We start from the raw sequence: 11191 nt of genomic DNA on the forward strand, positions 1-11191 counted from the left end.
GCCCCCGACCCGGTCGGGGGCGGCGCGCCTCGCCGCGTGGTCAGCGGCAGACCGTGCCGGCGGGCGGCAGCAGGCCGCGCACCAGGTAGCGGTCGACGGCGGTGTCGACGCATTCGCTTCCATCGGGCTGGATGTAGGCGGTGTGTCCGTCGCCGTCCCAGGTGAGGAGCCGGGCGGAGGAGAGCCGGCGGGCGAGTGCCTCGGCCCAGCGGTAGGGCGTGGCGGGGTCGCGGGTGGTGCCGACGACCAGGATCGGCGGAGTGCCCGGTGCGGTGATGGCGTGCGAGGGCTGGGTCGGGCCGACCGGCCAGTGGGCGCACAGCATGAGGGAATCGACGTAGAACGCGCCGAATTGGGGTGAGGCGCGGCGGAAGGCGGGGAGTGCCGCCTCGGCCTGCTCGGGGGTGAACCGCGGGCCGAGCGCCGCGCTCAGGCAGCTGACCGCCGTGAACCACGAGTTGCCGGCATCGGAGTCCTCCCGTTCCAGGCCGGAGAGTTTCTGGAGCGCGGTGGTGTCACCGAAGGAGACCACCTCGTGCAATGCCGCACGCAGGTCCTCCCACGCGGGCGCCGACAGCGCCGTCGCGACGATGGCGAGGAGGTCCTGGCCCGTGAGGGTGATGTCCTTGCCCTGCCGGAGCGGATTCCGGTCGAGACGGGCCACCAGGGCGTCGAGGGTGCGGCCCGCCTCCTGGACGGAGTGGCCGACGGGGCAGTCGGGGCGGGTGGCGCAGTCGGCGGCGAAGGACTCCCAGGCGACCTGGTATCCCCGCGCGGGATCGAGGAAACGGTGGTAGCCGTCGATCGCCGGGTCCACTGCGCCGTCCAGGACCATGCGGCCCACACGTGCCGGGAAGAGTTCGGCATAGGTGGCCCCGAGATAGGTGCCGTAGGAGAAGCCGAGGTAGTGCAGCCTGTCGTCCCCGACGAGGGCGCGCATGAGGTCCATGTCCCGGGCCGTATCCGGGGTGCCGACGTGGGGCAGCAGCCCCCCGGCGTGCAGCCGGCACGCCTCGGCGGTCCCTTCGAGCTCCGCGTCCAGGGCCTCGAAGTCCGTCTGCCCCGTGGTGGGGACCGGACCGGAGCCGGGGACGGTGGCCGGGGTGTCGGTGTCGCAGTCCACCGGGGTGCTGTCGCCGACCCCGCGCGGGTCGACCGCGACCAGGTCGTAGGCGGCGCGCACCGAAGGGGAGAACCTGCCGGCGAGGTCCCACAGTCCGCTGATCGCGGAGTCGCCGGGGCCACCGGGGTTGTACAGCAGGGAGCCGATACGCTCCGTGCCGCCCTCCGTGGCCTTGAGACGGGTGGCGGCCAGCGAGATGTCGCCCGTCCCGGGGTGGGCGTAGTCCAGCGGTGCCTTCAAGGTCGTGCACTGGAACGACGGCTGGTCGGCGCAGGGCTCCCATACGAGCTTCTGCCCGTAGTAGCGGGCCAGTTCCGGCGGCACCGCCTCCGTGGGCGCGGCGCCGGACAGCGCCAGCCGCGTCGCGGCGGGCGATGGCCCGGGGTGGAGGGACGAACAGGCGGTCGCCAGCAGTGCGCAGGCGCTCAGCAGCGCGACCGCGCCGCGTCGCCCCTTCCCGCATACGTGGCCCGTGTGCCGGACAGCGTCCATGGCCAAGCCTTTCTGATTCGCTTCTGAATACCCGTCAGTCGCAGACGGTGCCGTTGGCCGGGAGCCGGCCGTGGAGGAAGTAGCGGTCGACGGTGGTGTCGACGCAGGTGCTGCCCTGTTGGTAGGCGGTGTGTCCGTCGCCGTTCCAGGTGAGGAGGCGGCCGGAGGAGAGCTGGCGGGCGAGTGCCTGGGCCTGGTCGTAGGGGGTGGCGGGGTCTCGGAGGGTGCCGACGACGAGGATGGGCGGGGCGCCGGGGGCGGTGATGCGGTGCGGGGTCTGGGTCGGCCGGGCCGGCCAGTTGGCGCACATCGGAAGGAACCCGGTGTAGTACGCGCCGAACTGGGGCGAGACGCGCCGGAACTCGGGGAGCGCCGCCCGCGTCTGCGCGGCGGTCGACCGTGGCCCGAGCGCGGAGCTCAGGCAGTTGATCGCCGCGAGGGACTGGTCACCCGAATCCATGTCCTCGCCGGCACCGAAATGCCGCCGCAGCGTGCCGGTGTCACCCGTCCGCACCTCGCGGAGCAGGGAGCGCAGGGCGTCCCAAGCCGGCGCGGCGAGTGCCGAGGTGACCGCGGTGAGGAGATCGTCTCCGGTGAGGGAGACGTCCCGGCCACCCCGGTCGAGCTCCCCGACCAGCGCGTCGAGGATGCGGTCGGCCTCCTGGACGGAGTGGCCGACGGGGCAGTCGGGGCGGGTGGCGCAGTCGGCGGCGAAGGCCTCCCAGGCGACCTGGTAGCCGCGCGCCATGCCGAGGGTGGCGCGGTAGGCGTCCATGGCGGGGTCTACGGCGCCGTCGAGGACCATGCGGCCGACGCGGGAGGGGAAGAGCTCGGCGTAGGTGGCGCCCAGGTAACTGCCGTAGGAGTAGCCGAGAAAACGCAGCCGGTTGTCGCCGAGGAGGGCGCGTACGACGTCCATGTCCCGGGCCGCGTCGAGGGTGCCGACGTGGGGCAGCAGCCGGCCGACGTGCCGTGCGCAGGCGTTGGCCACCAGCGCGAACCCCGGCCCCGGGTCGTGGGCGCCCGTTCCGGCACCGGATCCGGGGAGTGCGGCGCCGTTCCTGCAGTCCACCGGGGCGCTGCCTCCCACGCCACGGGGGTCGAGGCCGACCAGGTCGTACGCGGCACGCATGGCGGGGGAGAAGCCGTTGGCGAAGGACATCAGGTCGTCGATCGCCGACACGCCGGGACCGCCGGGGTTCAGCAGCAGCGAGCCGATGCGCGCGCTCCGGGGTCCGGTGGCCCCGTGCCGGGCGGCGGCAAGTCGGATGTCACCGGCCTGCGGACGGGCGTAGTCCAGGGGCACCGTCACCTTGGTGCACTGGAAGGACGGCGCGTCCACGCAGGGCCGCCAGTCGAGCCTCTGCCGGTAGTAGCGCGCAAGGTCCGGTGGCGCGGCGGAGGCCGCGGCGGACGGCCCGGCAGGGGCGGGCCGCGTCGCACTCGCGGGCCGCTGCGGGTGCGGGTGCTGCGGTGAACAGGCGGTCAGGACCAGGCAGGCGCCCAGCAGCGCCGCGACGCCACGTCGCTGCCACCTGGACATTCGGCCGGAGGCTCGCACCGCGGTCATCGCCTGTCAGGTGCAGATCGTGCCGGGGGACGGGAGCAGGCCGCGTGTCAGGTAGCTGTCGACGGCGCTCTCCACGCAGGTGCTGCCCTGGTGATAGGCGGTGTGTCCGTCGCCGTCCCAGGTCAGGAGCCGGCCGGAGGATAGCTGCCGGGCGAGGGCCTGCGCCCAGGCGTACGGGGTGGCCGGGTCGCGGAGGGTGCCGACGACCAGGATCGGCAGGGCGCCGGCCGCGGTGATGCGGTGCGGGAACTGGTTCGGCCGGACGGGCCAGTGGGTGCACATCGGCAGGGTCCCGGCGTAGTAGTCGCCGAACTGCGCGGCGGCGCGGCGGAATTCCGGCAGCGCCGCCCGTGCCTGCGGCACGGTGGACCACGTACCGAGCGTGGAGCTCAGGCAGGAGACCGCGTAGTACGACTGGTCGCCCGTGGCGGCGTTCTCGTCGGAGCCGATGAGTGCCTGCACAGCGGTGGTGTCACCGGTCCGCACCTCCCCGAGTGCGGCTCGCAGGGTGTCCCAGTCCGGAGTCCTGAGCCCGACGACGACCGCGGAGAGCAGGGCATCGCCGTTGACGGTGATGTCCTTGCCCTGCTTGAGGGGGGTGCGGTTCAGGGAGCGCACCAGGGTGTCCAGGGTGCGGTCGGCCTCCTGGACGGAGTGGCCGACGGGGCAGTCGGGGCGGGTGGCGCACTCGGCCGCGAACGACTTCCAGGCGACCTGGTAGCCGCGCGCCTGTCCGATGGTGAAGCCGTATCCGTCGATGGCGGGGTCGACGGCGCCGTCGAGCACCATGCGGCCCACCCGGGAGGGGAAGAGCCCGGCGTAGGTGGCGCCCAGGTAGGTGCCGTACGAGAAGCCCACGTAGTCGAGTCGTTCGTCCCCCAGCAGCGCACGTACGACGTCCATGTCCCGGGCGGCGTCCTCGGTGCCCACATGGGGCAGCAGCCGTCCGGCGTGCCGGGCGCACTCGTCCGCGATCTCCTCGTAGCCCGCCGCGGAGGCGTCGATGTCCGCCTTGCGCGAGGCGTGCTGCGGGGCCGTCGCGGGAGTGCCCGCGTCGCAGTCCACCAGCGTGCTGGCGCCGACACCGCGCGGGTCGACTGCGACCAGGTCGTACGCGGCGCGCACGGCGGGGGAGAAGGCGTCGACGTTGCCCAGGAGGTACTCGATCGCGGATGAGCCGGGTCCGCCGGGGTTGATCTGGAGCGACCCGACGCGTGCCGCGCTGTTCCCGGTGGCCCTCGTGCGCAGGGCGGCCAGGGTGATGTCGCCCGCCCCGGGGTGGGCGTAGTCCAGCGGCACCTTGACGGTGGCGCACTGGAACGACGGCACGGCCTTGCACTTCTCCCAGTCGAGCTTCTGCCCGTAGTAACGGGCCAGTTCCGCGGGCACGGCGGTGGCCGCGCCTCCGGCGGGCGCACGGGGGGCACTCGGCCTGAGGTCGCCCGCCGCGCACGCGGAGAGCAGCAGCCCGCACGTGCCGAGCACGGCGAGGGCGCCGTGGAGCCTGCGCCGGGATGCGTTCATGACCACGCCTTTCTGTGCCGCGCGGGGCGCGGGCCGGTCGGGATCGGGTCTCGGGTCGGCGGACGTCGAGGTCTCCGCGTCAGTCGCAGACGGTGCCGTTGGCCGGGAGCCGGCCGTGGACGAGGTAGTCGTCGACGGTGGTGTCGACGCAGGTGCTGCCCTGTTGGTAGGCGGTGTGTCCGTCGCCGTTCCAGGTGAGGAGGCGGCCGGAGGAGAGCTGCCGGGCGAGTGCCTGGGCCTGGTCGTAGGGGGTGGCGGGGTCTCGGAGGGTGCCGACGACGAGGATGGGCGGGGCGCCGGGGGCGGTGATGCGGTGCGGGGTCTGGGTCGGCCGGGCCAGCCAGCGGGTGCACGTCGTGAGGTCCTCGTTGTAGTACGCGCCGAACTGGGGTGAGATCCGCACGAATTCGGGGAGCGCCGCCCGCGTCTGCGCGGCCGTCGACCACGATTCGAGCGCGGAGCTCAGGCAGTTGATCGCCGTCATGGACTCGTCACCGGACTCGGTGTCCTCGTCGCTGCCGGAGAGTCGCTGCAGCATCGTGGTGTCACCGGTCCGCAGACCGCTGAATGCGGCGCGCAGTACCGCCCAGTCGGGGGCGAGGAGCGCGGTGACGACGGCGTTGAGAAGGGCCTCGCCGTCGAGGAGGACGTCCTTGCCCTGCTGAACGGGGGTTCGGTCGAGGGCGGCCGCCAGGGTGTCCAGCGTGCGGCCCGCCTCCTTGACGGAGCGGCCGACGGGGCAGTCGGGGCGCTTCGCGCAGTCGCCGGCGAAGGCCTCCCAGGCGACCTGGTAGCCGCGGGCCTGGTTCAGATAGGCGTGGAATCCGTCCATGGCGGGGTCGACGGCGCCGTCGAGCACCATGCGGCCGACGCGCGAGGGGAAGAGCTCGGCGTAGGTGGCACCCAGGTAGGTGCCGTAGGAGAAGCCGAGGAAATGCAGGCGGTCGTCGTGCAGGAGGGCGCGTACGACGTCCATGTCCCGGGCCGCGTCGAGGGTGCCGACGTGGGGCAGCAACCGCCCGGCGTGCCGCGCGCAGCCGGCTGCAGTCTCCGCGTGGGAGGCGGCCCAGGCGTTGATCTTCGCGGCGTCGTGCGAGGAGAGCGGCCCGCGGGCACCGGCCGTCGCGGGCGTTTCGGTGTCGCAGTCCACCAGGGTGCTGTGGCCGACGCCGCGCGGGTCGACCGCGACCAGGTCGTACGCGGCGCGTACGGCGGGGGAGAAAGTGTCGGCGGAGGCCCGTAGGTCGTCGATCGCGGAGGCCCCGGGGCCGCCGGGGTTGAGCTGGAGCGAGCCGATGCGCGCGGCGCCGCTCCCGGTGGCCGTCAGGCGGGCGGCGGCCAGGCGGACGTCGCCCGCCCCCGGATGCGCGTAGTCCAGCGGAACGTTCACGACGGCGCACTGGAACGCCGGGTCCGGGCATGGGTTCCAGCGCAACTTCTGTCCGTAGTAGCGCCGCAGCTCCGGTGGGACGGCGGTCGCGGGGGCGGAGGGCACACCCCCGGCGGGCGCGGGCGCGGCGGTCCGCCGCAGATGGGCGGCGGCGGTGCACACGGTGAGCAGCAGTCCGAGGGCGCACAGCACCGTGAGGGCGCCGCGGAGCCCGCGCCGGGGCCGGGGTATTCGGCCGGTGGCCTGGACAGCGTTCATCGCCACGCCTTCGTTTCCGCCCGTGCGAGACGCGGGGCTGGTCGGCATCGGTGAGCGGCCGCACGGCGGGCTCGGGCGCCGGGTCCCGTCGGGGACCGGCGAGGCCGCCGGCACGCCTCCCGCTGCGTAATCAGATCATCACACATCGTGTGCGGGTGACCGCCGGGCTGGGCCGAACGCGTGAACCGGCCGCCTCGCGCCCGCTTCGACGGGCATCACAAGTGCCCGCACGTGCACGCAAGTTGACCGGTATCGCTCTGGCCCCGCGCGCGGGGCCGGGGCTAGCGTCCGCGCGTGCCTTCACCCATGCGTGCCACCCGCCCCCGCACCGACCGTGTCCGCATACCGACGACCTTCCTGGTGGCGGCCGTGATCGCCGCCCTCGCCGCCGTCCTCCTCCCGGCGACCGCCGCGCACGCCGCCCACGCCGCCGGGACGGTACGGCACGGGCTGAGCCGGCCCGACTACTCGTACGCCGACGCCATCCGCGAGGCTGTCTGGGTCGACACGGGCCGTGACGACGACGGCGACGGCCGCACCGACCGGGTCGCCGCCGACATCGTGCGCCCCCGCGAACCGGCCGCCGCCGGCCGCAGGGTACCGGTGATCATGGACGCGAGTCCGTACTACTCGTGCTGCGGACGCGGCAACGAGAGCCAGTTGAAGACCTACGACGACCAGGGCCGCATCGTCCGGGCCCCGTTGTTCTACGACAACTACTTCGTGCCGCGCGGCTACGCCGTCGTCCTGGTCGACCTGGCCGGCACCAACCGCTCCGACGGCTGCGTGGACGTGGGCGGCCGCTCCGACATCGGTTCGGCCAAGGCCGTGATCGACTGGCTGAACGGCCGGGCCAGGGGCTGGACCTCCCGCACCGGCACGCGGCCCGCGAGCGCCCGCTGGTCCACCGGCGACGTCGGCATGATCGGCAAGAGCTGGGACGGCACGATCGCCAACGGCGTCGCCGCGACCGGCGTCCGCGGACTGCGCACGATCGTGCCCATCAGTGCCATCAGCTCCTGGTACGACTACTACTTCCAGCAGGGCGCCGCCCTCTACGACTCCGGCCCCGACTGGCTGTCGGACTACGTCGAGAGCCCGGCCGCCCGCGCCCGCTGTGCCGCCGTCCAGCAGCGCATCGTGGACGGGGCCCCGCGCAGCGGCGACTGGACGGCGTTCTGGAGCGAACGCGACTACACCAAGGACGCGGGCAAGGTCCGCGCGAGCGTCTTCGCCGTCCACGGCATGCAGGACCTCAACGTCCGCACCAAACACTTCGGCCAGTGGTGGAGCGCGCTGGCCGCGCACGGCGTGGAGCGGAAGGTGTGGCTGTCGCAGACCGGACACGTCGACCCGTTCGACTTCCGGCGCGGCGCGTGGGTGTCCACCCTGCACCGCTGGTTCGACCACTACCTGCTCGGCGTCCGCAACGGCGTGGAGCGCGAACCCGGCGCCGACGTCGAGCGCAGCCCCGACCACTGGACGACCGACCGCGCGTGGCCGCCGGCCGGCACCGAGCGGACCCGGCTGAACCTGCGGCCCGGCAGTGCCCCGGGCCTGGGCACCCTGGGGCTCGGCCCGGCCGCGCCCGGCAGCACGGCGGCCTTCACCGACGCGCCGCAGGAGTGGGAGGAGGACTGGGCCGCCGGAGCGGACGCCCCGAGCGCCTCCAGGGCCGTCTTCACCACCAGCACCCTCACCCGCGACCTGCGGCTGGCCGGGACCGGCACGGTCACCGTCACGGCGTCCTCCTCGACCACCAGCGCCCACCTGTCGGCGGTCCTGGTCGACCTCGGGCCCGGCACCGTCCGGGACTTCCTGGCGGCCAAGGAGGGCATCGTCGACCTGACCACGCGCTCCTGCTGGGGCGAGAGCAGCGACGGCGACAGCTCCTGCTTCCTCGACACCGCCGCCGACACCGTGGACGTCGCCCACACCGTGGTGAGCCGCGGCTGGGCCGACCTCGGGCACGCCGCCTCCGCGCGGCACGGGCGGCCGCTCGTCCCCGGCCGGGCGTACACGACCACCGTCACCCTGGCCGCCACCGACCACGTCGTCCCGGCCGGGCACCGGCTCGCGCTGATCGTCGCGGGCACCGACGCGGGGCTGATCGAGCCCCCCGACACCACTCCCACCGTGACGATCGACCTCCCCCGCTCCCGTGCCCTGCTGCCGCTCGCCGGCGGAGCACGCGGCTTCGGCGGCCCGCCTTCCCAGGCGGCCCCCGCGCACCGCGCCGCGGACGCCCCGCTCGCCCCGCGCCGCATCGCACCGACCGTTCCCGCGGGGCGCTGACCCCGGCCCTGCCCGTCCGCCCTCACGCATGACGAGGGCGGGCGGGTAGTGTCAGCGGGTCAGCGATAGTTGTACGAGGAAGCAACAGCACCCGTGGACAGCATGAAGAAGACCGCCGACGACGCCCCGGCGGACGATCCCACCGCGGACCGGGTCCCGGAGCCCGGTACAACCGCCGGCCGTACCCGCTGGCGCCGCTGGCTCATGGACACGCGCCCCCTGCGCCACCCCGCCTACCGCCGACTGTGGAGCTCCACCACCGTGACCGCCGTGGGCAGCCAGCTCACCGCCGTCGCCGTGCCCAAGCAGATCTACGACATCACCGGCTCGTCCGCGTGGGTCGGCTACGCGAGCATCGCCGGGCTGGTCCCGCTGGTGGTCTTCGCCCTGTGGGGCGGGGCCGTCGCCGACAGCGTGGACCGCCGCAAGCTGATGCTCTGCACCAACATCGGCATCGCCGTCACCTCGGTGCTGTTCTGGGCGCAGGCCTTCGCGGGCGCCGACTCCGTCTGGCTGCTGATGGTGCTGCTCGCCGCGCAGCAGGCGGCGGCCGGCATGAACGCCCCCGCCCGCAGCGCCGCCATCGCCCGCCTGGTCCCGCAGGAGGAACTGCCCGCGGCCATGGCGCTCGGCTCGACGGTGATGCAGACCGGTCTCGTCGTCGGCCCGCTGCTCGCGGGTGTGCTGATCCCCGTCATCGGCCTGCCCGAGCTCTACCTCATCGACGCGATCGCGCTGACCGCGACCGTGTGGGCGGTGTGGCGGCTGCCCGCGCTGCCGCCCCTGGAGGCGAACGGGGCCCCCGTCGCCCGGCGCGGCGGCTGGCGCGAGGTCGCCGCCGGCTTCCGCTACATCACGGCGCAGCGCATCCTGCTGATGTCCTTCCTCGCCGACATCGTCGCCATGGTCTTCGGCATGCCGCGCGCCCTGTTCCCGCAGCTCGCCGACACCACCTACGCCCCCTGGGGCGAGGGCTTCGCCCTCGGCCTGCTGTTCGCGGCCATCCCCATCGGCGCGGTCGCCGGCGGGCTGTTCTCGGGCACCTTCTCCCGCGCGAAGCGGCACGGCCTGATGGTCGTCATCGCCGTCTGCGGCTGGGGCGCGGCGATCGCCGGACTCGGGCTGAGCGGCAGCCTGTGGTGGGCGGCGGCCTTCCTGGCGCTGGCCGGATTCGCCGACATGGTCTCGATGGTGTTCCGCAGCGCGATCCTGCAGTCGGTCGCGACGGACGACATGCGCGGCCGCATGCAGGGCGTGTTCACGGTCGTCGTGGCGGGCGGTCCCCGGGTGGCCGACCTGCTGCACGGCACGGTCGGTTCCGTGTTCGGGACGCGTACGGCGGTCACCACGGGCGGCGTGCTCGTCGTGGTCGTGATGCTCGGCCTGGCGGCGGCGTTCCCCGCGTTCACCCGCTACCGGGGGGCCTGAGCCGAGGAGTTGCCGAGCGCCCCGGCCCCGCTGTGGCGGATCCCGGCGGCAACCCGGCCGCCGCCCCGTCCCGGTCGGGCACACGGGGGGCGAGGCGCGTCCGCGAGGTTGCGGCGGCGCGCCGATCTTGATCGTACCGGGTGCGGTGGGCCGAACGGTCCAGGGGCCCCGGCGCGCCGCGCCGCACGACCCGTTCGGGCCCCGGACACGGCCCCGCACGTACGGCTGCACCCGTGTGGCCGCGCGCCGCGGATCGGGAGGCCGCCGGCCGGCGCGGGCCCCGATTGGGTCCGCCCGGGTGAACGCGTGCGTCGTTCGGCGTAGTGAGCCGCGGGGTCCGAGGGCGTGCCCGGTTAAGAGTGGGGGGTACGCATCCTGAGGAGCAGCGCATGCCGCATGCCGCAGCGGGACGTTCCCACCGGGTCCCGGCAGGGGCCGCGGTCGGACTGTTCGCGGCACTGGTGTGCCTGCTCCACGCGCTGTGCGCGCCGGGAGCCGCGGCCCTGCTGCCGGTCGAGCCGGCGGCGGCCGTCGCCGTCGCAACGGACCAGCCCGGTACGCCGGCGCACCACCCTCCGGCGAGCATGGGGCGGCGCACCGTCCCGCAGCCGGGCTGCCAGCAGCGCGCCGCCACCCTCCAGGGGCATGCCGCCGACCTCGTCCGCGACACCTGGCCCCCCGATCCTGTCGGCGCCGCAGTCCGCGGCCCCGCCCGGCACGCCGCTCCCGCGGGCAGACCCGAGCACCTGCACCTCGTCCTGCGCTGCTGACGGGCGCCCGGCCGTCGCCGCCGCGCGGCGGCCCTCAGCCATGCCCGTCAGCAGGACGACACCGGACGACATCGCAGGAGAAGCACCATGCCCGTGGACATCTACGCAGCCCTGGGCGCCTTCGTGCGCGCCGAGGCCACCCGCGACCGCGAGCGGCGGGCCGCCGCCGCCACCCCGCCCGACACCGACCCCGACCGTACGGCGGCGCCCGGCGCGCGCCCGCAGGAACCGCGGGAGCTGACCGAACGCACCCACGAGTGAGGCAGCGGCCGTCGTGGTGCCCGAATCCCGGGAGGGACGGGCGTGGGCCGCCGGCGATCCACTCCTGGCGGGACTGCGCG

The 11191-nt window shown here is 74.5% G+C and carries 8 protein-coding genes; 4 read left to right on the plus strand and 4 right to left on the minus strand.

Annotated elements, in window-relative coordinates:
* Positions 1-40: 40 nt before the first annotated feature.
* The 4 genes from ACWDAS_RS41125 to ACWDAS_RS41140 form a co-directional block, all read right to left on the minus strand.
* Positions 41-1615 (minus strand): alpha/beta hydrolase, encoded by a 1575-nt coding sequence (locus ACWDAS_RS41125; protein WP_450401066.1) that lies wholly within the window; start codon positions 1613-1615, stop codon positions 41-43.
* A gap of 34 nt (positions 1616-1649) precedes the next feature.
* Complete coding sequence (locus tag ACWDAS_RS41130; protein ID WP_450401067.1) at positions 1650-3158, minus strand: alpha/beta hydrolase; 1509 nt, start codon at positions 3156-3158, stop codon at positions 1650-1652.
* A gap of 33 nt (positions 3159-3191) precedes the next feature.
* On the minus strand, positions 3192-4709 hold the full coding sequence (locus tag ACWDAS_RS41135; protein WP_450401069.1) for an alpha/beta hydrolase: 1518 nt from the start codon (positions 4707-4709) through the stop codon (positions 3192-3194).
* A gap of 79 nt (positions 4710-4788) precedes the next feature.
* A complete protein-coding gene (locus ACWDAS_RS41140) occupies positions 4789-6357 on the minus strand; it encodes an alpha/beta hydrolase (RefSeq protein ID WP_450401070.1) in 1569 nt (522 codons plus the stop codon).
* A gap of 306 nt (positions 6358-6663) precedes the next feature.
* On the opposite strand from ACWDAS_RS41140, the gene ACWDAS_RS41145 reads away from it, so the two are divergent.
* The 4 genes from ACWDAS_RS41145 to ACWDAS_RS41160 all read left to right on the plus strand — a co-directional run bounded on the left by ACWDAS_RS41145 (position 6664) and on the right by ACWDAS_RS41160 (position 11111).
* Positions 6664-8652, plus strand: coding sequence for a Xaa-Pro dipeptidyl-peptidase (locus tag ACWDAS_RS41145; protein ID WP_450401075.1), 1989 nt, complete (start codon positions 6664-6666; stop codon positions 8650-8652).
* Positions 8653-8754: 102 nt separating this feature from the next.
* Positions 8755-10080: an MFS transporter gene (locus tag ACWDAS_RS41150; protein ID WP_450401077.1), complete on the plus strand. Its 1326-nt coding sequence runs from the start codon at positions 8755-8757 to the stop codon at positions 10078-10080.
* A 389-nt stretch (positions 10081-10469) separates the two neighbouring features.
* On the plus strand, positions 10470-10850 hold the full coding sequence (locus ACWDAS_RS41155) for a hypothetical protein (RefSeq protein ID WP_450401071.1): 381 nt from the start codon (positions 10470-10472) through the stop codon (positions 10848-10850).
* A gap of 87 nt (positions 10851-10937) precedes the next feature.
* Entirely contained in the window at positions 10938-11111 is a 174-nt protein-coding gene (locus ACWDAS_RS41160) for a hypothetical protein (protein WP_450401073.1), read from the plus strand.
* Positions 11112-11191 lie beyond the last annotated feature (80 nt).

The organism is Streptomyces sp. NPDC001070 (assembly GCF_053598835.1).